Raw genomic sequence first — 23,024 nt, forward strand, 5'->3', positions numbered from 1 at the left:
AAAATAATGAGGAAAGTTTTATAACTTACTTTTTACAAGAAACTATATTATAATAGAAGAGAGGTGAAACATATGGAGCATAATTCTTGTTTATGTCCAAAGTTTGAGTCAGCTTTTACTTTGCTTAGTAAAAAATGGACTGGCTTAATTATTAAATCTTTGCTTGAAGAGTCAAAACGTTTTAGAGAAATCGCAGATATTATACCGAATATGAGCGATCGTATGTTATCAGAGCGTTTAAAGGAATTGGAAAGCGAAGGCATTGTAGTTCGTAATGTTTATCCGGAAGTACCAGTTCGAATCGAGTACGGCTTAACTGAAAAAGGGAAAGCATTAGAAAGTGTTATGGATGAAGTCCAAAAGTGGGCTGAGCAATGGATGAAATAACGTTTTGATTTCATTCGTATTAGTGTATTTAACAAAACGTAAGGGAAACCTTGCGTTTTTTCTTTGCTTATAAAAAGCTTTTAAAATTCTACACATATATACAAAAATATGCATATTTTGCGATAGAGTTACATATAATATTACATTTGTTTTACAATAGCGTAACATTAGCAAAAAAAATCCCGAATTATGGTATAAATTTTATAGGTTATATACGGAAAAAAGACAAAAGAAAGCGGTGTAAAAAATAAAATGAAAAAGCTAAAAATGGCATCTTGCGCATTAGTTGCAGGGTTAATGTTTTCAGGACTAACACCAAATGTATTTGCAGAAGATAAAATTTCTGACGTGAAATCACAAATTAATACACAAAATGACACTTTACATAAACAACAACAAGAACGTGATGTATTACAAAAACAAATGAATGACTTAAACAAAACAATTCAAGGTTTGGATAAATCTGTTCAAGAGAATGCTTCAAAACTTGATGAAACAACGAAAAAAGTTGCGGATACTGAGCAATTAATCGAAAATAAAAATAAAGATATTGCAGAACTACAAACGAAAATTGCAAAACGTGAAGAGTTATTAAGAAAACGTTTAGTTGCACTTCAAGAACAACCAAATACGAACGTTGTAACAGAAGTTCTTGTAAACTCTAAAAACGTTGCAGATTTAGTTGATCGTTTAACTTCTGTTTCTAAAATTCTTGAGTCTGACGAAGATATCATGAAAACACAACAAGAAGATCAAGCGAACGTGAAAAAAGATGTTGAAACGGTAAAAACAAAGCAAAAAGAATTAAAAGAAGCACAAGCTCAAATTGAAACTGCTAAGAAAGAACTTGACGCTGAAAAAGCGAAAAAATCAACAGCAGTAAATGATTTAAGCGGTAAAATGGATACAGTTGTAACTTCAATGACAAGTACGGAAAGTCAATTGAAAGATCTTGAAAAACAAGCACTACAATTACAACGTATTGCTGAACAAGAAGCACAAGAAAAAGCTGCACAAGAAGCTGCTGCTCAAAAACAAGCAGAACAAGCTGCTAAAGATGCGCAAGCGCCTACAGCACAAGCACCAGCAGAGCAAGCTGCACCTGCAGCACCAGCAAACAATGGTGGACAAGCTCAAAAAGAAGAGCCTAAAAAGGAAGAACCTAAAAAAGAAGCACCTAAAAAAGAAGAGAAAAAAGCAGAACCAACACCAGGCCCAGCTCCAGCTCCTGGCGTAATTGGTAAAGCACAACAATACTTAGGTATGCCATATGTTTGGGGAAGTGCATCTCCATCAAACGGTGGTTTTGACTGTAGTGGATTTATTTCTTACGTCTTCGGTGTAGGACGTCAAGATGTTAATGGTTACTGGAATTCAGTTTCTAAAGTAAGTAGCCCACAACCTGGAGATTTAGTATTCTTCCAAGGTACTTATAAACCAGGTCCATCTCACATCGGTATTTACGTTGGTAATGGCCAAATGATTCATGCTGGTGATAAAGGGATTGCTTACGCTAGCTTAAGCAGTAGCTACAACCAAAAACATTTCTTAGGATACGGTAGATTCTAGGATTTATAAACGAATAAAACATGTGTATAAAGTCGATAGCTTACTATTTTATAAGTAGGTTATCGGCTTTTTTGATTTTTTACGAGATTATGAGAAGGGTTTATAGTAGTGATGGAGGTGGTTGCTGATGTTAACAGGGAAACAGTTACTATTAGAGGAACTCTCTTCAGATTTACGGGGTACATTACAAGATTTGAAAAAGAAGAGAGAGGCCGTATGTGTACAAGGTGTAATAAAGAAGGCTTCTAAATATATGTGTCAGCGCTGCGGAAATATAGAGCAGCGGCTATTTGCATCATTTTTATGTAAAAGGTGCAGTAAAGTATGTACGTATTGCCGAAAGTGTATAACGATGGGGAGAGTTAGTGAATGTGCTGTACTTGTTCGTGGGATCGCTGAAAGAAAAGGAGAAAAAGGCTTAAATTCTTTACAGTGGAACGGGACCTTGTCTACTGGTCAGGATTTGGCAGCGCAAGGTGTTATAGAAGCTATTAAGAAGAAAGACTCTTTTTTTATTTGGGCTGTGTGAATAGCCCGAAATGAATACATAAAAAGATAACGTCAAACACGTCATCTCCAAATTATATCAACGACATCATGATCAATGTGAATTTCTTGTATAAAAGTATTAATCATAATTTGTTTAGCTTTAAAATCCATTGTTTCTAATGATTCATTAATTGTTGTAATCATATCTTTTGAGATTGAAAATTCTTGTTCGTAGCTCTGTTGCTTTAGAATAAGATGCTCCTTCTCTAAATTTAATTTATCCATTTTTGTTTCTAAAAGTTGTCTGCTGATATTAGTAGTATTTGTGAATAAATCAAGAAGACGCTCCATTTTTTTATCAATATCTTTAATCAACTTCTCATAATTGATTTTTTTCTCTTTTTTTTGAGAAGTGCTTTTTTTTACTGTTAGATTTTTTAATTCATCAAATATAACTTCTTCAAGTTTTTTTCTTGACCATGTTTTGTTTAGGCATTTTTCATCGTATTCGGAAGGGAATCTTTTAGCTCTACAAATATAATAGTAATATCTTTTGGATTCAATATCTTTGGATTTACCAGTACTGTACGCCACAAACTTTTCACCACAACAAGAACATGTTATTAAGCCTGATAATAGGCTTTGTTTAGCTTTATGAGCATTATGTCCTTTATGGCGTTTTAAAAGCGCCTGTACACGTTTAAATTGCTCTAATGAAACAATAGGTTCATGTTGTCCCTTATATGTTTTTCCAGCGAAGGTTATTTGACCTATATATAAAGTATTAGAGAGAACATCTCTATATCTTCGAAATCTCCAAATGGTATATCCCTCTTCTTTTAAAACTTCCTGTACTCTAGTTATTGAATGGTATTGTTCATATAAATCAAAAGCTCTTTTAATATGCTTAGCTTCATTTGGATTTAATATTAAATGTCCGTCAACTCTTGTGTAACCAGATGGATCATAATCTCCACCATTTCCTCTTAAACCATTTTCTGCTCGTTTAATATGTCCCATTCTCATTCGCTCTGCAATTGTCTCACGTTCTAATTGAGCAAATACAGATAATATACCAATCATTGCTTTTCCAAACGGTGTAGATGTATCTAATGTTTCTGTAATAGATACAAAGTCCACATTATTTTTTAAGAAATGTTCTTCAATCAATTCTAATGTATCTCTTTGTGAACGAGATAACCTGTCTAATTTATATACAACAACAACATCGATTTTTTTTAAATCATTTAAAAGCCTTTTAATGTCTGGACGATCTAGATTAGAACCTGAATAACCACCATCGATGTATTCATCATAAATATCCCAACCTTTTGCCTTACAATATGCTCTTATCCGTTCTCTTTGAACTTCTATACTATAATTTTCTACTTGGTCTTGAGTACTAACACGAATGTATATAGCAGCTTTAGTCAAAACAATCACCTCTTACAATTAGAATTTAACGTTAAGTGGTGCCATATACCAAACTAATTTTCCTTTTACTACAACAGGAGTGTGTTCTTGTGTTTTAGAGTCAAAAAATTGTGTTTTATATTCAGGATTATAACTTTCAGGTTCTAAAGTAATTCCATCTTGGAACTTATAAAATCTTTTTAGAGTTGCATCGAATCCATTAACCGCAACTGCAGCAATATCTCCATTTTTAATTTCAACATCTGGATCTATCAACGCTAACATATTTGGTGGTATTACTTTACTCATGCTATCGCCAACTACTCGTAATAAAAAAGCATGAGGATGACAATCTGTAATTTCAACAGGAACATTAATCCATTCTTCCACAGCAACCATTTCAAGAGGAGTGCCTGCTGATATTGCTCCAAGCAATGGAACAGCTTTACAATTATTTTTAATTTCAGGTTGATTAGGTCTAATGTGAGTGACTTTAGCATCTTGATCCTCAATGATATCGCTTTTTAAAATTCCAAAATGATCAGCGATTTTTTGAATAGCTCCCATTCTTGGTTCTTTTAACCCTTTTTCCCAAGTAGATACAGCTTTATCTGAAACACCGGCGATTTCTCCCATTTCTTTTTGATTAAGATTATGCTTGTCCCTTAGTTTTTTAATATTTTTCCCTATGCTCATTGTAGCGACCTCCGTACACTTTATATATATAATATTATACTAAAAGTAGATTTTATACAATATAATGTCGAAAAAATTCTACTTTTAAATCGAAAAACAAATGAATTAAGTAGAATTCTAGCGGTTTTTCATTGTTGACATTCTACTTTAGGTAGATTATTATGAGTTTACAAGCGAAAAGAAAAGAGGTGAAAGTGATGATTTTCACTTTGAAACAAGCGAGATTAGTAAGAGGAATCACGCAACGTGATATGGCCAAAAGTCTTGACGTTCATGTTCAAACTTATCGTAAAATGGAGGAACATCCAGACGAGGTCACTATAGGAAATGCGAAAAAGATATGTGAGATTTTAGAAATCAGCTATGATCAAATTTTTTTTAATACCAACTCTACTTTAAGTAGAAATAGCGAATTTCAATTATCTACTTGAAGAGGGGATACATTTTGATAATCAGAGAAGGTATTGAAGTAACGAGCATTACTTTAGATGGGTATGAGTTCCCAATTCCAGAAGGTTTTTCTGAGTTTCTACTTCGATCCGGTTACTGGGTATCGGGCGAGGTAGAAACGATTAATCGTGAAGAAGTTTTGTCGAAATATGATAGAGAAGTTTTTGTTGAAAATGGGAAATTACACACGAGGATAACCTGTAAAAAAACAACCAAAAAAACAGATTAGGGGATTTTATTTTTTTGTCTTAAAAATGTCGAAAAATGAAGTCGTTATTTATCAAAAATAGATGAAAGATGGTGAACAAAATGAACGGAGTATTATCCGCAAGTAGATTAATGAAAGCATCTCAAGTACGTCAGCAATGTGCTGAGATGCGTAATAATCCAGCGTTGTTAATTATTACTGAATTAGAAGCAAAGCGCAGAATATACGAAATGAACCGTGAGGTTTCAGCTCGAAGGGAGGTGAGTTAATTGAAGGAAGTAACGTTGATTTTTAAGTCAGGTGCAAAGGTTAGTTTTACAGCAGCGCAATTTAAAACATTTAAAAATAACTTTGGTTTTTTATCAGGAATTGAATATGAAGGTGCAACTGGAAAGGTACCATTCCACATTGGGGTTAGTAATATCGATGCAATATTTGTGGAAGACATTCCTGAAGAGGAAAAGATTAAGGAACCTGATCATCCAATTGAAGATTTCTATGGTTGTGAAATTCAGCAAGATGATAAGTATTTTATGTTTGGACAGGATGTCGTACTTGAAGGAAATCTAACAGAATACTTAATTTCGGAACAAAATGTTGAATGTTTTAAAGCTGTATAAAAAGAAAACCACCTGCGCCAACAGGTGATTTAAGTAAAAATATTCACAGTCATTATAGCATGAATTGATTTCGTGTAAAGGAGGGACAAGCGTGAAGAACGGTAAGAAGCCAAATAAACGTGAAAAGATTCATATTCAGTCCTACAAATTAAATCCAGAACATTGGTTGATTTTTAAGAAGGTAAATGAGGAATTGCACCTGGTACATCGCTTTACTGGTGCAACACGTATGATTCCAAATTCATAGATTAGGAGGTTTAAAAATGAACGATAAACCAATTGACGGATTAGTCGCGGAAAAGGTTATGGGATGGATTAAACCACCTGAAACATCAATTCTGAAAGCAATGTGGGTAGAAACACCGATAGGTGCTGTTCATCCACAATTACCTAAGTTTAGTACAAACATTCAAGATGCTTGGTTAATAATTGAGAAGTTTGATTTTTATACGATTGAGCGCGTTACAGGATATGGTGATGGCTTTTATAGGGTTAATGTATCGGTTTCGCAAACCGATGGGACATACAGCGATATAGAAGTGCAAGCACAAACTGTTCCAATGGCCATATGCATAGCAGCCTTAAAAGCTGCAGGGGAGGAATGGCAGTAATGGATATTAAAGCGATTGAAGAATATGTACAAGCCGCGAACAAAGCTTATGACAACGGAATTATGAATATCTTTGGAAATGAAGTACAAGTAACTGATGAATTGTTTGAAGAACTTCTGAACGAAAAAGGAGATTTGGAAGTAGTAACACGTGAGTGTTCTGATTATCCTTTTCGAGCTAATTTTAAGCGAAACGGCATAACCTATTATTCTATTCACACTAAAAACCAAATAAAAAATATCTTTGGAGGTAATATCGATGAACTCATTACAAGCAATTGAATTAGCAGAAGTAAATGAATTACAAGTGGCTGAGCAACAACAGTTTGAAATTAGTGATTTAGAAAGTCTTAACTGGGCATTTCGTAAAATATCAGCTCTTAAAGATAAAGAAAAAGAGGTTGTACAATTAGCAAATGTTGAGCGTGAACGTATTGCTAATTGGGAAAAAAGTGAATTAAATCCCATCCACGATAGCATTGGTTTCTTTGAATGGCATATCCAACGTTATCATGCAGAACAACTTGCAGCGGATCCAAAGCAGAAAACCATTAGTACACCTTACGGTAAATCCAAGACTCGAAAGAGTAGTGAAGCACCGGAAAAGGCTGATGAAACCAAACTATTAGATTATGCCATTGAAAATGAACTTGATGATTGCATTAAAACTGAAATCAAATGGGGAGAGTTAAAGAAAAAATTCAAAATCCAGAAAATCGGTGATGAAAAAGTAATTGTGGATGAGGATGGACAAATCGTTCCAGGGGTAACGGTTAAACCTGAATCTATTTCTTATAGTGTGGAAGTTTAGAAATGATTCAGGTTTACAAAGGGATAAGGCTAGAACTTATTAAACGTAATTACAAAAACTATGCAGCAAAGCGATTCACATTAGGTGGAACAAATCAAAACGTATGGATTCCTAATAAACATTTAAATCCAGATGGATCCATAAAAGAAAATGAAAATATCGATTATGTATTTAGAAAAGCTCAGAGACAGTTAGAGATTGCTGGATATACGGAACCGATTATTGGAATAAAAAGACGGTCAATTGTGGAGGTATAAAAATGCAAATAACTAATGCCAGTGAAATTACAAATGTACAAAAAACGTATTTGATTTATGGCCCACCTGGTATGGGGAAAACAACATCTATTAAATACTTTCCTGGAAAGACACTTGTACTAGATGTGGATCGTACATCAAAGGTACTAAGAGGTCAAGAAAACATTGACATTGTGTATGTAGAAAATACGAATACATGGGAAGCGTGGGAAAAGCTAATTCTTGATTTGGATAAGAATTATAAAAATGTTTACGAAAATATTGTGGTAGACAACATAAGTGAATTAGAACGCTGCTTATTATCTGATCTTGGAAGTAAAGGTAAAAATAAAGGTGTCCCATCTCAAGGAGATTATCAATATATGCAATTCCGAGTGGTTAATAGTTTGCGATACTTAAAGAATTTGGGTGCAAACCTAATATGGACCGCTTGGGAAACAGATGATTTATACATTGATAGTAGCGGTCAACAATATAACCGTAGCTATCCACAAATCAATAAAAAAATCATGAACAACGTTCTTGGATTATGTGATGTTGTAGGGCGTTTAATGGTTAAGAGCGATGGTGAGCGTGGTTTTGTACTAAGTGCGACCAATAGCACATATGCGAAGAATCAATTAGATGACCGTCAAGGTTGCGTGCAAGAAGAATTAATAATGACATCTACAGTTAATGAAGGAGGAAAATAATAATGAGTTTCAAAATTAATTTCGATGAAGAAAATGTATCACAAGGATTTGGTCTGGTAGAGGAAGGGAAATATGAAGTTACAATTATCACTGCTGAAGCAAACGAATGGAAAGGTCAATACTCTATTGGATTTGATGTAGAAATTCGTTCAGATATTGAACAAAAACATCAAGGAGCAAAAATCCTATATAACACTCTATATCTAACTACGAACATTGAGGATTACAAAGAGGATACTGAAAAGAAACGTAACTCATTCTTGAAAGCTTGCGGATACAAAGGTAAACAGAATTTAGATTTAAATGTTGTTGTCCGTGAGATTGTAGGTAAAACGGTTTTAACTTATGTCAAACATGAAACAAATAAGGATGGTAAAACATTTGCTAAAGTCAAATTTGTGGCACCATCAAATGTAACTCCGCCTCAACCAAGTGGACCACCAATTACTGTTGGCGATGATGATTTACCATTCTAAATAAAACTTAATAGAGAGGTCGGTTTTGTCGACTTCTCTTTTTTATACCCAAAATCAGTGAAATGAGGGGAATTGAAATGAAAACAGTAAACGTTACTTACTTTAAAAAGAGTGGAAAATACTATACGCATGAAACCATTAAAGTTTCTGAAGAATTAAATGGGTACGAAGTTCTAGTTAATGAAATACCTAAACACCATCGCATTAAAGAAATGTCAATGTTAGTACAAGATAGTGAAGACGGTAAAGAACCATATATTGTACCTCATTTATATAAACCTATTGAATAGTAACTTTGGAGGGCGAAATGAAAAAGAATCCATACAATTTTAATGAAATCCCTGCTGAATTAAAGGCCCTTCCTCAATGGATTTTGTGGAAGTTCGAAACACGAAATGGTAAGCAGACTAAAGTTCCGTGTCAGGTAACTGGTGAAATGGCCCAAGCAAATAATAGACGTACCTGGTCAACATTTGCGACGGCGGTCAAATTCTATTTAGAAGGTAACTATGACGGGATAGGATTTGTATTTAGTAGGCAAGACAATTACATCGGAATTGATATTGATAAGTGTGTTGTGGACGGAAAAACAAATGCATTCTCAACAGAAATTATCGATACATTAGATAGCTATACAGAGTTTTCACCGTCAGGAAATGGAATTCACATCATCATCAAAGGGAACCTTCCACAATCTGTTTTAGGTACTGGACGGAAGAATACAAAGCATGGATTAGAAATTTACTCATACGGCCGCTTCTTTACCTTTACTGGAAATCGTGAGAATTCCAATGATGTATATGAGCGAACGGATGAACTGGCTGAAGTATTCGAAAAATATTTTGATGATAGCGATATTCAAGGTCGAGTGAATTTAGCTGAGTTTGAAAAAGATGAAATTAAAATTTCAAATGAAGCTTTATGGGACAGAATGTTCCGCAGTAAGAATGGCGATGAAATTCGCTCATTATACAATGGCAGCCTAGTTAATGAGGACCATTCAGCGAGTGATCTTGCTTTATGTAATCACCTAGCTTTCTGGACAGGTAATTCAGCAATTCGAATGGATTCAATGTTCCGTGAATCAAGCCTTATACGTGATAAATGGGATGTTATCCATTTTAGTGATACAAACGAAACATACGGTGAAAGAACGATAGCAACGGCCATTTCTTCTACTTCCACAACTATTTTAGATAACAAACAGCAATTCGAAGAATTTTCTTTTGATTTCATGAATGAAGATGCTGCGGAAGTTGTGGAAGACAAGCCGAAAAAGAAATTCCGTTTAACGGAACTTGGAAACGCTGAACGTATCGCATATGAATATGGCCATGTAATTAAATATGTTAGCGACATCGGTTGGTACATATGGGACGGAAAACGTTGGAAGCTAGACACGAAAAAAGAGATTGAAAGAATTACAGCAAAAGTTCTTAGAAGTCTTTATAAATCTGAAGATGAATTAGAAACAAAATGGGCCCGAATGTGCGAAAGAAGAAATATCCGAATGAATAGCATTAAGGATCTTATGCCATTGGTTCCAGGTGAGCGTGAGGACTTTGATAAGTATAAATATTTATTCAATGTTGAAAACGGCATTGTTGATTTAAAAACAGGGAAGATGCAGCAACATGATCGGGAACTTGGATTAACCAAAATCACTAATATCGCGTTTGATGAAAATGCAAAATGTCCTGAATGGCTTAATTTCTTAGATCAAATTTTCCAAGGGGATAAGGAACTAACTGAATACATGCAGCGATTAATCGGTTATTCCCTCACTGGAGAAATTACAGAACAAATAATGGTCTTCCTAATTGGTGGAGGTTCCAACGGAAAATCGACCTTTATTAATACAATTAAGGACCTTTTAGGCGAATATGGTAAACAAGCTAAATCAGATACTTTCATTAAGAAGAAAGAAACTGGAGCCAATAACGATATCGCTAGATTAGTAGGAGCACGCTTTGTATCTGCAATTGAAAGTGAAGAGGGGGAACAACTCTCAGAAGCTTTTGTAAAGCAAATAACAGGCGGAGAGCCAGTATTGGCGCGTTTCCTTAGACAAGAGTATTTTGAGTTCATACCAGAATTTAAAGTGTTCTTTACTACAAACCATAAGCCAGTAATTAAAGGTGTAGATGAAGGTATTTGGAGACGTATCCGTTTAGTGCCGTTTAACCTGCAGCTACCAAAAGAGAAACGTGATAAAAAATTACCAGAAAAAATTAGCTTGGAAATGCCAGGTATTCTAAATTGGGCGATTGAGGGTTGCTTGAAGTGGCAGAAATCGGGGCTGAATGACCCAGCAACTGTAATGAAGGCAACCGGTGATTATAAAGAAGAAATGGATATACTTGGCCCGTTTATGTTTGAATGTTGTTTCAAAAGAGAAGATGTTCAAATTGAGGCAAAAGAATTATATGAAGTTTATTCCAATTGGTGTTTTAGAAATGGTGAGCATCAATTAAAAAATAGAGCATTTTACCGAATTTTAGAATCCCAAGGATTCAAAAGAGAACGTGGTAGTAAAAATAAGTATTACATCAAAGGTGTTACTTTAACAGACCGAAAAAATACTTTTAAGCAGCAAAAGTTACTGAATTTCGACGAAAATAGCAAAAGTGTTACTAAAAGTAACCCATTTAAAATGTCTTAAAACCCTTGGTACATAAGGGCTAAAGGTACTTTTTATATTCTTTTTGTTACTTTTGTTACTAAAAATATATATAAACAAAAAAATAATATATATATAAGTATTCTATTAGGGGGCTTAATGCTCAAAATAGGTAACATTAGTAACCTAAGTGCTTTAATCCCTTGGGGCTCTAAGGCTCAAGTGGGTTACTAAAAAGTAACACATGCTAATTTTCGGTGTTTTTTAGTAACACTTCTAAGTAACTTTTGATAACAGAGGTGATAGATTTGCAGGTTTTATTAATTTTAAGTGCGATTTGGAAATCAGGTGCAAATATCTATCTTGATGAAAAAGATAATCAAGTTGCGATAAAAGAGCAAAATTTAATTCCAACGGAAATTATGCAAGCTGCCGAACAAAACTATCAAGCTATTTATGAATGGTTTAAATCTTGGAAAGATGAAAGTTCGGAAAAAATCACGTTAATGAAGATATTTCATCACTTTTGCGGATGGCAGCATAACGAGAAATTACATAAGTGGTTACTTGATGAAGAAGATTCGTTGCAGCTGTTTTATGATTGGACGATTGTCCTTGCTAATAACGGTTGGATAGATGTTTATGACGATCATCGTCAATTTGAAAATGATGAATCAAATGCAATGGCAAGAAAGATATATGAACGTGCGGTTTTATATGCAAAGAAAGGAGCATGAAGATGAGAAGGCTACAAACATTGATAGTGGATAAGATTAAACATAAATTATGCGGGAAAACGTTTTTTGAAAATGGGAATCATGGGTACGGTTTTGATTACAGAAAGGAAAAGTGTCCGTATTGTGGAGAGCATTTACTTTACGACGATATAGAACATTTGAGTAGGGAAAATGCTGGTATACAAGTTAATTATAAAACTGGTGAAGTAGAAGTCTCCTTCCAAGCGTATGAAAACCCAGAGTTACTGGAGGAATCAAAATGATTCGTTTCCATTACACAGATAAGGAAATAGATAAAATCCTTAAAACACTCACAATCGTGATTGATACTCGTGAAAACGTAAATGATCATATTCGTGATTACTTACATCAAAAGGATATACCAGTAAAGCTTCAAAAATTAGATACTGGCGATTATGGGTGTATGATTCCGAAAAGTGAAGAGTTAGGAATACCTCGTGATATCTATTTAGATAGCCGAGTAGAACGAAAAGCCCACATGGATGAGATCACAGGGAACTTACAAAAAGATACTCAAACAGCGTTTGAAAATGAGTTGATTCGTTCGAAAGACATTCCATTCACTCTAATTGTGGAAGACCCTAAAGGCTATGAAAAAATGTTAAAAGGTCAGTATCGTTCGAAATACAATCCGTTAGCATTACTTGGAAGACTTAATACATTTAAAGCGAAGTACGGCTTTGAAATTGTGTATTTAGATAATAAGTACAGCGGTAACTGGATATATTATCACTTTTATTATCAAGCAAAACATTATCTTAAAACAGGAGCTTTTTAATATGGCATATTCTCGTGAAGAACAAGAAACTACATTGGTTTTTGACTATAGCACAGGAGAGTGGAACGTTTACTCTACTGTTCCTAAACACATTCGAAAACTAGCTAATTTATGTGAACTACAAACCTTAGAAGAAGAGGGTGGAAGACCAACAGCTGTTAAAGGTGTTCTTCAAGAAAAACAAGTAACAATGAAGAATTTACGAGTTTTGACAGAAGAGCAAAGACAAAAAGCGGCTGAAAGACTTTCTAAGGCTAGAAACGTACAGAAATAACAGGAAAACTTTAGTCCTAATATCAATCTAATACAAAAGGAGCCTGAACCATGACAAACGTAAAATTGAACGTATTATTCAAGAAAATGCAAAAGGACGATAAAAAGGAAGTTTTAATGTTCCATGTATTAAGTGATGAATTACCACATGCTGATGAATTATTAAAAATGCCAGGTACCATTGTTCATCTAACTGTGGAGAAAAGTGATGTTGAACCGATTGGTGCGGAATTCGTTTCTATTCAACGTGATAGCAAGAAAACAGTTCTTAAATTTAATGTAAAAGGTGATACGAAAGATAAAATTAACAAACTTTATCCGTTCGCTGGTGAAAATGTTTCTATCATTCTTGAACCTTCTCAAATGTCGATTGATGAATTCTATGAAGAACCGCATGAAGGTGTAGATTACAAAGTTAATCCGGATGGAACAACGGAAGTTGCTCCTGGTCAATTAAAGATTATTGATGATGAAAAAGTTGCTGAATAAATAAATGTCCTGGGCTTTGGCTCAGGATATTAATACAATTTGAATTTTATTAAAAAGGGAGAGTCGCTTATGGAAGATAAAATAAAAGCAAGAATCCAATATCTTGATAGAAAAATAAAGGAACTAGAAGAACGTGAGGACGCTTATGAAACTAAAGAACTGACAAAGCACGGTTATAGTTCATTAGGCAGGATAAGAGGGAGCATTATCTCAAAGGAAATGGAAATCAGTTTTCTTGAATCATTACTAGAAATTTAACAAAAGCGTTATTTGGTCGGAAAGGGGAGGAAAGGAATGGAGCTAAATAAAGTTTATCCAGGACATTGTTTAGACGTACTAAAAACTTTTCCGGATAATTTTGTGAGTACCGTGGTCACGAGTCCTCCATATTGGGGATTACGTGATTACGGGGTATATGGCCAGATTGGATTAGAGGAAACGGTAGAAGAGTATGTATCGAATCTTGTATCTGTATTTAGAGAAGTAAAGCGTGTATTAAGGGATGACGGAACACTCTGGCTAAATCTTGGTGATGCATACGCTGGAAGTGGACGTGGAAGAAATGCAGATGGGAAAGGAAATCCAGGTAACAATCATTTTCAAAGTGTTGGACAAGTTACTGGAATTGTTTCAGTCACAAAATCAGTAGATGGATTAAAACCAAAGGATTTGATTGGTTTACCTTGGCGAGTAGCTTTCGCATTACAGCAAGATGGTTGGTATTTAAGACAAGATATTGTTTGGAACAAGCCAAATGCAATGCCAGAGAGTGTAAGGGATAGACCTACCAAGTCACATGAATATATTTTCTTATTAAGTAAGTCACCTAAATACTATTACGATCACGAAAGTATTAAAGAGCCAGCAGTTTATGGCCAACAAGACGTTCGAGGTTCGGAAGGTGCATTTGGCCCGCCACAAAGAGCGAAAAGAGCAAACAAAGAGAAAGGTTCTTTTAACGGTAAATATGGCCATGAAGCATTTAGAGCAATTCGCGATAAGAGAAATAAAAGGTCGGTTTGGACAGTATCAACAAAACCATTAAAAGAAGCACACTTTGCTACATTTCCGGAAGCATTAATTGAACCGTGTATATTAGCTGGGGCGCCAGCTGAAGGAATTGTTATGGATCCATTCTTCGGTTCAGGAACAGTTGGTCGTGTCGCTGCAAAGCATAATAGAAATTTTATTGGTATTGAATTGAATCCTGGTTATATAGAGATATCTGATAGATTACTAAGCAATGTTCAGTTGGAATTAATAAATCATTTTTAAACAAAATAGTTATTTGGTAGAAGGAGGAAGATGAAAAATGAACGCAATGGATTTCTTGAGAATATCGCCACTTATTAACGACTGTCCGAATTGTAGTAATCAATTCGTTGGCAATGGTGAGGGTACATTAGAAGTTGATGAAAATATAGTCAAACGTACTTGTAAGTGTGGGTTTAATTTCGAATACGATGTTAACAACGGAGTAAGTAAAAAGAAAATTAAGCAAGTGATAGATGAAGCATTAAATAACTTGTAACCAAAGCGTTATTTGAATAGAAAGGTAGGTGGGTCATATGTATCACTGTAAAAAATGCTTAGAGTGTTTTGAAGATGAAGAAGAATATCTAATTCATTTGCCGGAATGTGAATATTAATCGAAAAGCATTATTAAATTTCAATCTGCTGAAAAAATGGCTTTTTAAATTAAGAAAAAACCAAGTTGTTCTTCTTTCTTAATACATTTGGTCATGTGGACGGTAAAACGTCTTAGAAAGGCAAATAAACGTGTTTTATGAGATTTGTAGTTTTTAAGTAGAAATGAGGTGTGAAAATGTTTGGTTATTTGGAAGAGAAAATGATATTGGCATTATATGAACCAGATGAGGACAAGAAAAGGGAAATGATTCAAGAAATCATGGACAGTCCAGAAATGGAAGAATTCAATAACATGATGAAACAATTTTGGGAGTGCACTGTTAAAATTGTAAAAACCCTTTTTGATCATATAAGAGAAATAGTACGAGCGGTAAAAAAATATCAACGTATTAATTCATATAGAAGACAACGGATTAAACATAGAAGGAGAGTGAGTGATATGAGTAATCATAAGAAAAAGAAATTAAAGAAGTATCTTGCTCGTCGTGCGAAAGCCATTGATAAGCATAGAGCCAAGAATGCTTGGAGAAACATCTTTGTACAAGCTGGTATTGTGAAATGAATTGTGGAAGCTCCAAAGGAAGTAGGTGAATCATCATTTGTTTGACTGGCTGAAAGACTATCAGAAATTAGAAGAACGAATCGCATACTTAGATTACAACTTAGATAAAACAAAAGCTGAATTAAAACGCTGGGTCAGTGGTGATTTGCGGGAAGTGCGTTTAACTGCTGAATCGGAAGGTGCAAAGGTAGAAGAACGTATTGAAGCGATTGAATATGAATTAGCACATAAGATGAATGATATGTATAAATTGAAAATCTTAATTAGTAAGTTTAGGGGTTTGGACAATCGAATATTAAAAATGAAGTATGTGGACGGAATGACGTTAGAAGAAATAGCTGAGGATATGAATTACAGTTCTAGTTATATCTATAAGAAACATGCCGAGATAATAAGAAGAATAAAGTTCGCTGAAGAACTTGCACTTTACTGACACCCAGTTTTATGAATGTTAACTCTTGAAAATATGAATTATAGTAATAACATAAGAAATTGACGAAAGGGCAACTGATGCATGGTTGCTCTTTTTATTATGCGAAAATTACATAGGTGGTGAATGACAATGTTGTGGTTATTAGCTTATCTAATATTCGGTATGGTTTATGCTACATTAGATCTTCATTCTCATTTAAGGAAAGAAGTAGAAAAAGATAAAGAGAATGCGGACATCACAGTAGTATCGGGTTTAATTACAATTTGTATCTTAACTGTAATATGGCCAGTGTTATTAACTTTTAACATTGCTAATTGGTTTCATAAGAAAAAGGAGAGTGAAACAAAATGATTACTGAAATTAGAAAAACAATATCAGGTACAGAGTATTGGGATAATAAACAGAAGAAGAGTCTATTTGTTCCTACAGGTGAAGAACCAGGATTCGAAGTAACTGTTAATCCTGAGAGTATGATCTTAGGAATGGATTTATCAAGTGAACCTGATAAGACAGTAGTTAATTTAAATGGTATGACAGTGAAGCAATTACACGATTATGCTGCATCGATTAACGTTGAGATTCCAGCTGATGTTAAAAAGAAAGAAGACATCATTGAATTACTATCATGAAGTACTGTGCTGAGCAAGGCTGCAAGACATTAATCGATAAAGGACGATACTGTTTAAATCATAGGCGTAAACAAAAGAAGACAGTTGTCTATTCAAAGAACAAATCATTCTATCGTACAAAACCATGGGAAGCTTTAAAGGCGTTCTGTTATGAACGAGACAAAGGATTATGTCAGCGATGTGGAAGGTTTGTCTTTGGTAAGAGAGCACATCATCATCATATAGTACCAATTAAAATCAATCCTTCATTGAAGTTAGAAGCAACTAATATCATGACACTTTGTTCTAAATGTCATCCAATTGTAGAAAGAGAAACAATTGCAAAATATGAAAAGAAGAAAAAGTTTGATTGGAAATTATAAGCCCCCCTATCAAAAAAGTTGACTTTGCCTGTCTGGGGGGATAGGGAGTGGGGGTGCAAACGCGCACCTCAAAATGGTTTTTTGAAAAAAATTCGTTTTTTTAGGTGGTGATTTAAGGAATGGCCAGAAAATCGAAGGTCGTAATTGAAGCTGAAAAGAAAAAAGAAATCGAAGCGCAGCGTATTATGGATGTTTTGGTTGAAGCCGGAACTTACTCACCGGCGCTTGATCCATTGATTGAAGTTTATCTTGATGCAGTTGAGATATACACCGTCAAATATGGCCTTTGGAAGAATTTAAACTTTCCGACTGTCCAAAAAACAAAGAATGTAAACGGTGATGTGAAAGAATCAAAGCATCCACTGGCTCAACAAGTAGAAGTCTGGTCCAAACAAAAAGCAAAGTATTTGGGGCAATTGGGACTGGACGGAAAGAACAAAGATTTAATTAAAAAAAGTGGTGTTCTTCTCGAAAAAGGAAAAGCGGAGAAAGAATCCACGGAGCCTACTGATAACAACAAATTATTGCAATTTAGGAAGATGAAAAGCCGATGATTGATTTTGAAACAAATTATGCAGATACATTCGTTTCTGAAGTAGATGCAGCCCCGCACTTATATCCCGATTCTATTAAATTAGCAATCAAACGATATAAGAAATGGAAGAAACGAAAAGATATTTGGTTCGATGTTGAAAAAGCGAATGCAATGATTTATTTCACAGAAACATTCTTGAAACATGCAAAAGGAAAATGGGCAGGACAGCCATTAATTTTGGAGTCATGGCAAAAGTTTTACTTTGCTAACATTTATGGTTGGCAAAAATATAATGAAGATGGTAAAGCGGTGCGAGTAATTCGTACGGCTTATTTGCAAGTTCCAAAGAAAAACGGAAAAACAATCATGGGCGGTTCACCAGTCATTTATGCGATGTACGGAGAAGGTGTAAAAGGCGCTGATTGTTATATTTCCGCTAATACATTTGAACAATGTCAAAATGCAGCTGGACCAATTGCATTAACGATTGAAAATAGTCCTGATTTACGTCCAGATACACGTATTTATAAAGGCAAAGAAGACACGATTAAATCAGTTAAGTATACATTTGTGGAAGACGATATTAAATATGCAAATGTAATCAAGGTTCTTACAAAAGATAACGCTGGTAATGAAGGTAAAAACCCGTATATTAATTATTTTGATGAAGTTCATGCTCAAATGGACCGTGAACAATACGATAACTTACGTTCAGCGCAAATTGCCCAAGAAGAACCACTCAACATCATCACTTCCACAGCAGGGAAGAATACCGGCTCGCTTGGAACTCAAATTTATACCTATGCAAAAGAAGTTTTGGATAAGGACAAAGATGATTCTTGGTTCATGATGATCTATGAGCCGAATAAAAAGTTTGATTGGGAAGACCGTGATGTTTGGCGAATGGTTAATCCGAACATGGATGTATCAGTTAACATGGAGTTTCTTGAAAATGCCTTTAAAGAAGCTCAAAACAATAGTTTCAATAAGGCCGAGTTCTTATCAAAGCATTTGGATGTTTTCGTTAACTATGCAGAAACATATTTTGATAAAGACCAACTGGATAAAATGCTTGTGGATCATTTGGGAGATGTTGAAGGGCTGACTTGTGTTATTGGTGTGGATTTATCAAGGCGTACCGATTTAACTTGCGTATCGATAAATATACCAACATTCAACGATGATGGTATTTCATTGCTAAAAGTAAAACAAATGTATTTTATCCCGGAGTTTGGAATTGAAGATAAAGAGCAGCAAAGAAATGTACCATATCGGGAATTAGCTAAAAAAGGATTCGTTACAATTTGTCCTGGTAAAACAGTTGATGAAGAAATGGTAAATGAATATGTGGAGTGGGTATTCGAACATTTTGACTTACGGCAAATCAATTATGATCCAGCGCTTGCTGAAAAACTTGTTGAAAAGTGGGAAATGCTTGGGATTCAATGTATAGAAGTTCCACAGTATCCAACTCATATGAATGAGCCATTTGATGATTTTGAAATCTTATTGCTCCAGGACCGAATTAAAACTGATAATCAATTGTTAATTTATTGTGCAAGCAACGCAAAAATAATCACAAATATTAATAATTTAAAAACACCATCCAAACGTAAGTCACCGGAGCATATCGATGGTTTTGTAGCCATGTTAATTGGCCATAAAGAAACGTTGAATATGATGGAAGATGCTATTCCTGATGGAGAGTATGATGAATATTTAGATGATATTTATAGATAAACACGAACTATAAAGTTTTGGCCAAATAAAAAATAGAATTAGAATACGAACAAAAACTTGCTTAGGATCCTTTTAACGTTCGTTAATTGAAAGGCGGTGAGAAATTGGGTTTAAGGGATAGGTTTTCAAATTTTTTAATTAAACAAGCAGAAAAACGCGGCTTGTTTGAAGGCATCTTCAACAATGTTGTTCGTTATGGTGGTAGATATGCAGGTGATGATAATATCTTGGAATCAAGTGATGTTTATGAATTACTACAAGATATAAGTAATCAAATGATGTTGGCTGAGATTGTTGTGGAAGACAAAGATGGTAAGGAGATTAAAAATGATTTTGCTCTTAAAGTATTGCGAAATCCAAACAATTATCTTACACAATCTGAATTCATTAAATTAATGACTAACACCTATTTACTTCAAGGTGAAACCTTCCCTGTATTGGATGGTGACCAATTACATTTAGCGTCTAATGTTTATACGGAATTAGATGATAGATTGGTAGAGCATTTTAAAGTAAATGGAGAAGAAATTCCATCATTTATGGTTCGACATGTGAAGAATATTGGTGCCGATCATCTAAAAGGTAAAGGTATTCTTGATTTAGGTAAGGATACGCTTGAAGGTGTTATGTCAGCTGAGAAAACTTTAACTGACAAGTATAAAAAAGGTGGTTTACTAGCATTTTTACTTAAGTTAGATGCTCATATTAATCCACAGAATGGTGCACAGTCCAAATTAATTAAAAAGATTTTAGATCAATTGGAATCCATCGATGATGCAAGGTCAGTTAAAATGATTCCACTCGGAAAAGGATATTCAATAGAGACGCTTAAAAGCCCGCTAGACGATGAAAAGACCCTAGCATATCTAAATGTATATAAAAAGGATTTAGGTAAGTTCTTGGGTGTAAATGTGGATACATATACAGCTTTGATTAAGGAAGACCTTGAGCAAGCAATGATGTATTTGCATAACAAGGCAGTTAGACCAATAATGAAAAATTTTGAAGACCATTTGAGTCTTCTTTTTTTCGGCAAAAATTCGGACAAACGTATTAAATTCAAGATTAATATCCTTGATTTCGTTACTTATAGCATGAAAACAAACATTGCTTACAACATTGTTAGAACTGGTATTACATCACCTGATAATGTTGCTGATATGCTTGGATTCCCTATGCAAAATACACCTGAATCACAAGCGATTTATATTTCAAATGATTTATCAAAAATTGGTGAGAAACAAGCTACAGATGATTCATTGAAGGGAGGTGATGGAAATGGCAAAGACAAAGGAAACACGGACATTTGACATCACCAAATTAAGTACCAGAGATGCTACGGAAGAACAACCTTCCAAGATAACGGGTTATGCAGCTGTGTTTAATTCAAAGACAACTATTGGTGGATGGTTTGATGAAGTTATTGAACCTGGTGCATTTGCTCGTTCTCTTTCTGAGAATGGTGATATTAGAGCGTTATTCAATCACAACTGGGATAATGTCTTGGGTAGAACAAAAAGCGGTACATTGAGACTAGAAGAGGATGAAAAAGGTCTGAAATTCGAAATTGAATTACCTAATACATCAGTTGGTCGAGATTTAGCAGAAAGTATGTCCAGGGGCGATATTAACCAATGCTCATTTGGTTTTTGGATAACAGAAGAGAATTGGGATTACAGTGTTGAACCAGCATTAAGGACTATTAAAGAAGTAGAACTTTATGAAATATCGGTTGTTTCAATACCAGCTTATGACGATACTGAAGCATCATTAGTTCGTGGTAAAGAGATTGGTAAAGAAGTAGAACAACGAATGAAAATGATTAAACAAATAAATCAAATCCTGGGGGAAAACTAAAATGAATAAACAATTATTATTAGCATTACAAAAAAGAAATAACGAAAGATTGACAGAATTACGTACACAAATTGAAAATCCAGAATTACGTGCTGAAGATTTAACAGCTATTCAAGAAGAGATTGATGAAATTAATAAGCAATTACAAGATGTTGCTGATGAATTGGCAAACATTGACGATGGTGGTGAAGGTGACGAAGGTGAGGGTTCTGGAGAAGGCGATGAAGGTGGTTCTTCTGGAGATGAAGGCTCATCTGGATCTGGAGAAGGTGGAGAAGGAAGGTCTGGAAATCTAGCAGGTAATGGCGGTGTAAGTCCGGAACAACGTCAAGCAGCAATGGCAGCTATTAAATCGGCATTATCTACTCGTAATGCAAAATCAACTAAAGCGAAGGAAAAAGAAATTCGTTCAGCATTTGCTAACTTTGTTGTTGGTAACATTTCAGAAATGGAAGCACGTGCATTAGGTATTGAAGCAGGTAATGGCTCAGTTACAGTTCCAGAAGTCATTGCTAGTGAAATTATTACTTATGCTCAAGAAGAAAACTTCTTGCGTCGACTTGGCCAAGGTGTAAAAACAACTGGTAATATGAAATATCCAATTTTAGTTAAGAAGGCTACAGCGCAAGGTCATAAGAAAGAACGTACAGGTTCAAATCCAATCCCTGAAACAGACATCGAATTCGATGAAGTATACCTTGAACCTACAGAATTTGATGCATTAGCAACTGTAACGAAAAAATTATTAAAACAATCAGGTTTACCAATTGAACAAATTGTCATGGATGAATTAAAGAAAGCTTATGTTCGTAAAGAAGTTCGTTATATGGTTCATGGTGATGAAACTGATAATGTCAATCCAGGGGCACTAGCTAAAAAAGCAGTAGAGTATAAACCAACAGCAGAGGATGTTGAATTATATGATCAACTTGTTTCAATGAAAAATAGTGTGCCAAAAGTTGTTCGTAAAAAAGCCCGCTGGGTACTTAATACAGCAGCAATTACAAAAATTGAGAAGATGAAAACTAAAGATGGTTTCCCATTATTAAAACCTTTAGAGCAGGCTCAAGATGGTTGTGATTACAAGTTATTAGGATACCTTGTGGAAGAAGAGGAAGAAATCAGTAAAGAAGGACAAGAAGATACACCTATTTTCTATTTTGGCGACTTCTCTTCGTTTAAAATTCAAGATGTTACTGGTTCACTAGAATTAGAAGTATTAAGAGAACTATTTACTAATACAAACCGAGTAGGGTTTAAGTTGTATTCATTACTTGATGCACAACTAATCTATTCACCATTTGAACCAACAGTTTATCGTTATGAAGTTAAAGCAACAACTGGGGCTTAATATGGATGAATTAATTGAGAAATTAAAATCTCATATACATTGGGAAGAGGGTATGGACGAAACCATGCTCTCTTTTTATATCACTCAAGCAAAGACTTATGTAAAGAATGCGACAGGCAAACAAACCGAGTATTTAATTATTATGGTCGCCGGTATTTTCTATGATTACAGGGTCGCTGAAAAAGAATTAGAACAAGCACTTGATGCTTTAACACCGTTATTTATCCAGGAGGTTTATGATGACGAAGAGACAGACGAATAAACTCAAATGGATGGGTGAGCTACTTAAATTAGGGGAGACCATTGATC

At 34.7% G+C, this 23,024-nt stretch carries 36 protein-coding genes and 1 pseudogene; 35 read left to right on the forward strand and 2 right to left on the reverse strand.

The features are described 5' to 3' along the window. Positions 1-72: 72 nt before the first annotated feature. The 3 genes and pseudogenes from CER22_RS04900 to CER22_RS04910 all read left to right on the forward strand — a co-directional run. Complete coding sequence (locus tag CER22_RS04900) at positions 73-387, forward strand: winged helix-turn-helix transcriptional regulator (protein WP_088608300.1); 315 nt, start codon at positions 73-75, stop codon at positions 385-387. Positions 388-639: 252 nt separating this feature from the next. After that, a complete protein-coding gene (locus tag CER22_RS04905) occupies positions 640-1,956 on the forward strand; it encodes a C40 family peptidase (RefSeq protein ID WP_088608301.1) in 1,317 nt (438 codons plus the stop codon). Between the two features lie 127 nt (positions 1,957-2,083). Further along, a pseudogene (locus tag CER22_RS04910) lies at positions 2,084-2,482 on the forward strand (DNA/RNA helicase); the annotation flags it as partial. A 44-nt stretch (positions 2,483-2,526) separates the two neighbouring features. Here CER22_RS04910 and CER22_RS04915 read toward each other — a convergent pair. Together CER22_RS04915 and CER22_RS04920 are read right to left on the reverse strand one after the other, a co-directional pair. After that, positions 2,527-3,888 carry a recombinase family protein gene (locus tag CER22_RS04915; RefSeq protein WP_256943713.1) on the reverse strand — a complete coding sequence of 454 codons (1,362 nt, stop codon included), beginning with the start codon at positions 3,886-3,888 and terminating at the stop codon, positions 2,527-2,529. Positions 3,889-3,897: 9 nt separating this feature from the next. Then, entirely contained in the window at positions 3,898-4,554 is a 657-nt protein-coding gene (locus CER22_RS04920) for a LexA family protein (RefSeq protein ID WP_088608304.1), read from the reverse strand. Positions 4,555-4,715: 161 nt separating this feature from the next. On the opposite strand from CER22_RS04920, the gene CER22_RS04925 reads away from it, so the two are divergent. The 32 genes from CER22_RS04925 to CER22_RS05075 all read left to right on the forward strand — a co-directional run bounded on the left by CER22_RS04925 (position 4,716) and on the right by CER22_RS05075 (position 22,977). Beyond that, the gene (locus tag CER22_RS04925; RefSeq protein ID WP_229143311.1) at positions 4,716-4,985 is read left to right on the forward strand and encodes a helix-turn-helix transcriptional regulator; all 270 of its coding nucleotides are present in this window, start codon (positions 4,716-4,718) and stop codon (positions 4,983-4,985) included. Between the two features lie 14 nt (positions 4,986-4,999). Beyond that, the gene (locus CER22_RS04930; RefSeq protein WP_016126418.1) at positions 5,000-5,233 is read left to right on the forward strand and encodes a hypothetical protein; all 234 of its coding nucleotides are present in this window, start codon (positions 5,000-5,002) and stop codon (positions 5,231-5,233) included. An 80-nt stretch (positions 5,234-5,313) separates the two neighbouring features. Then, a complete protein-coding gene (locus CER22_RS32920; protein WP_179211910.1) occupies positions 5,314-5,481 on the forward strand; it encodes a hypothetical protein in 168 nt (55 codons plus the stop codon). Continuing rightward, positions 5,482-5,832: a YqaI family protein gene (locus CER22_RS04935; RefSeq protein WP_088608305.1), complete on the forward strand. Its 351-nt coding sequence runs from the start codon at positions 5,482-5,484 to the stop codon at positions 5,830-5,832. 91 nt (positions 5,833-5,923) lie between these two features. After that, positions 5,924-6,079 carry a DUF6906 family protein gene (locus tag CER22_RS32925; protein ID WP_165915393.1) on the forward strand — a complete coding sequence of 52 codons (156 nt, stop codon included), beginning with the start codon at positions 5,924-5,926 and terminating at the stop codon, positions 6,077-6,079. Positions 6,080-6,095: 16 nt separating this feature from the next. After that, a complete protein-coding gene (locus CER22_RS04940; protein WP_088608306.1) occupies positions 6,096-6,443 on the forward strand; it encodes a BC1872 family protein in 348 nt (115 codons plus the stop codon). Next, positions 6,443-6,724 (forward strand): hypothetical protein, encoded by a 282-nt coding sequence (locus CER22_RS04945; protein ID WP_088608307.1) that lies wholly within the window; start codon positions 6,443-6,445, stop codon positions 6,722-6,724. The genes CER22_RS04940 and CER22_RS04945 overlap by 1 nt, the downstream gene beginning before the upstream one ends. Continuing rightward, on the forward strand, positions 6,702-7,253 hold the full coding sequence (locus CER22_RS04950; RefSeq protein WP_088608308.1) for a host-nuclease inhibitor Gam family protein: 552 nt from the start codon (positions 6,702-6,704) through the stop codon (positions 7,251-7,253). The genes CER22_RS04945 and CER22_RS04950 overlap by 23 nt, the downstream gene beginning before the upstream one ends. A 2-nt stretch (positions 7,254-7,255) precedes the next feature. Further along, positions 7,256-7,510 (forward strand): hypothetical protein, encoded by a 255-nt coding sequence (locus CER22_RS04955; protein ID WP_088608309.1) that lies wholly within the window; start codon positions 7,256-7,258, stop codon positions 7,508-7,510. 2 nt (positions 7,511-7,512) lie between these two features. Then, positions 7,513-8,202 (forward strand): AAA family ATPase, encoded by a 690-nt coding sequence (locus CER22_RS04960; protein ID WP_088608310.1) that lies wholly within the window; start codon positions 7,513-7,515, stop codon positions 8,200-8,202. 2 nt (positions 8,203-8,204) lie between these two features. After that, on the forward strand, positions 8,205-8,678 hold the full coding sequence (locus CER22_RS04965) for a DUF669 domain-containing protein (RefSeq protein WP_088608311.1): 474 nt from the start codon (positions 8,205-8,207) through the stop codon (positions 8,676-8,678). A 77-nt stretch (positions 8,679-8,755) separates the two neighbouring features. Next, the gene (locus tag CER22_RS04970; protein ID WP_088608312.1) at positions 8,756-8,968 is read left to right on the forward strand and encodes a hypothetical protein; all 213 of its coding nucleotides are present in this window, start codon (positions 8,756-8,758) and stop codon (positions 8,966-8,968) included. 17 nt (positions 8,969-8,985) lie between these two features. After that, a complete protein-coding gene (locus tag CER22_RS04975; protein ID WP_088608313.1) occupies positions 8,986-11,340 on the forward strand; it encodes a phage/plasmid primase, P4 family in 2,355 nt (784 codons plus the stop codon). A gap of 266 nt (positions 11,341-11,606) precedes the next feature. Continuing rightward, a complete protein-coding gene (locus CER22_RS04980; protein ID WP_088608314.1) occupies positions 11,607-12,035 on the forward strand; it encodes a hypothetical protein in 429 nt (142 codons plus the stop codon). 2 nt (positions 12,036-12,037) lie between these two features. Then, positions 12,038-12,298 carry a hypothetical protein gene (locus CER22_RS04985; protein ID WP_088608315.1) on the forward strand — a complete coding sequence of 87 codons (261 nt, stop codon included), beginning with the start codon at positions 12,038-12,040 and terminating at the stop codon, positions 12,296-12,298. Further along, positions 12,295-12,834 (forward strand): ERCC4 domain-containing protein, encoded by a 540-nt coding sequence (locus CER22_RS04990; protein WP_088608316.1) that lies wholly within the window; start codon positions 12,295-12,297, stop codon positions 12,832-12,834. The genes CER22_RS04985 and CER22_RS04990 overlap by 4 nt, the downstream gene beginning before the upstream one ends. A 1-nt stretch (position 12,835) precedes the next feature. Continuing rightward, the gene (locus tag CER22_RS04995; RefSeq protein ID WP_088608317.1) at positions 12,836-13,108 is read left to right on the forward strand and encodes a hypothetical protein; all 273 of its coding nucleotides are present in this window, start codon (positions 12,836-12,838) and stop codon (positions 13,106-13,108) included. Between the two features lie 50 nt (positions 13,109-13,158). After that, entirely contained in the window at positions 13,159-13,596 is a 438-nt protein-coding gene (locus CER22_RS05000) for a hypothetical protein (protein WP_088608318.1), read from the forward strand. A 69-nt stretch (positions 13,597-13,665) separates the two neighbouring features. Beyond that, entirely contained in the window at positions 13,666-13,854 is a 189-nt protein-coding gene (locus tag CER22_RS05005) for a hypothetical protein (protein WP_088608319.1), read from the forward strand. Positions 13,855-13,890: 36 nt separating this feature from the next. Next, a complete protein-coding gene (locus tag CER22_RS05010; protein WP_088608320.1) occupies positions 13,891-14,871 on the forward strand; it encodes a DNA-methyltransferase in 981 nt (326 codons plus the stop codon). 37 nt (positions 14,872-14,908) lie between these two features. After that, complete coding sequence (locus tag CER22_RS05015) at positions 14,909-15,127, forward strand: DUF3797 domain-containing protein (RefSeq protein WP_088608321.1); 219 nt, start codon at positions 14,909-14,911, stop codon at positions 15,125-15,127. A 558-nt stretch (positions 15,128-15,685) separates the two neighbouring features. Further along, positions 15,686-15,808, forward strand: a complete 123-nt coding sequence (locus CER22_RS05025; RefSeq protein ID WP_088608339.1) for a DUF3983 domain-containing protein — start codon at positions 15,686-15,688, stop codon at positions 15,806-15,808. Between the two features lie 37 nt (positions 15,809-15,845). Then, positions 15,846-16,241, forward strand: a complete 396-nt coding sequence (locus tag CER22_RS05030; RefSeq protein WP_088608322.1) for a DUF1492 domain-containing protein — start codon at positions 15,846-15,848, stop codon at positions 16,239-16,241. Positions 16,242-16,370: 129 nt separating this feature from the next. Continuing rightward, complete coding sequence (locus CER22_RS05035) at positions 16,371-16,592, forward strand: hypothetical protein (protein ID WP_088608323.1); 222 nt, start codon at positions 16,371-16,373, stop codon at positions 16,590-16,592. Beyond that, on the forward strand, positions 16,589-16,870 hold the full coding sequence (locus tag CER22_RS05040) for a hypothetical protein (RefSeq protein WP_088608324.1): 282 nt from the start codon (positions 16,589-16,591) through the stop codon (positions 16,868-16,870). The genes CER22_RS05035 and CER22_RS05040 overlap by 4 nt, the downstream gene beginning before the upstream one ends. Next, entirely contained in the window at positions 16,867-17,232 is a 366-nt protein-coding gene (locus tag CER22_RS05045) for an HNH endonuclease (RefSeq protein ID WP_088608325.1), read from the forward strand. Before CER22_RS05040 ends, CER22_RS05045 begins: the two co-directional genes overlap by 4 nt. 119 nt (positions 17,233-17,351) lie before the next feature. After that, the gene (locus tag CER22_RS05050) at positions 17,352-17,786 is read left to right on the forward strand and encodes a P27 family phage terminase small subunit (RefSeq protein WP_088608326.1); all 435 of its coding nucleotides are present in this window, start codon (positions 17,352-17,354) and stop codon (positions 17,784-17,786) included. Next, a complete protein-coding gene (locus CER22_RS05055) occupies positions 17,783-19,507 on the forward strand; it encodes a terminase large subunit (protein ID WP_088608327.1) in 1,725 nt (574 codons plus the stop codon). Before CER22_RS05050 ends, CER22_RS05055 begins: the two co-directional genes overlap by 4 nt. Positions 19,508-19,611: 104 nt before the next feature. Further along, on the forward strand, positions 19,612-20,817 hold the full coding sequence (locus tag CER22_RS05060) for a phage portal protein (RefSeq protein WP_088608328.1): 1,206 nt from the start codon (positions 19,612-19,614) through the stop codon (positions 20,815-20,817). After that, the gene (locus tag CER22_RS05065; RefSeq protein WP_088608329.1) at positions 20,786-21,364 is read left to right on the forward strand and encodes an HK97 family phage prohead protease; all 579 of its coding nucleotides are present in this window, start codon (positions 20,786-20,788) and stop codon (positions 21,362-21,364) included. The genes CER22_RS05060 and CER22_RS05065 overlap by 32 nt, the downstream gene beginning before the upstream one ends. Before the next feature lies 1 nt (position 21,365). Next, a complete protein-coding gene (locus CER22_RS05070) occupies positions 21,366-22,715 on the forward strand; it encodes a phage major capsid protein (RefSeq protein WP_088608330.1) in 1,350 nt (449 codons plus the stop codon). Position 22,716: 1 nt separating this feature from the next. Further along, positions 22,717-22,977, forward strand: a complete 261-nt coding sequence (locus CER22_RS05075) for a head-tail connector protein (protein ID WP_088608331.1) — start codon at positions 22,717-22,719, stop codon at positions 22,975-22,977. Positions 22,978-23,024 lie beyond the last annotated feature (47 nt).

It is taken from the genome of Bacillus sp. K2I17 (assembly GCF_002209985.1).
In the GTDB taxonomy this organism is placed as follows: domain Bacteria; phylum Bacillota; class Bacilli; order Bacillales; family Bacillaceae_G; genus Bacillus_A; species Bacillus_A wiedmannii.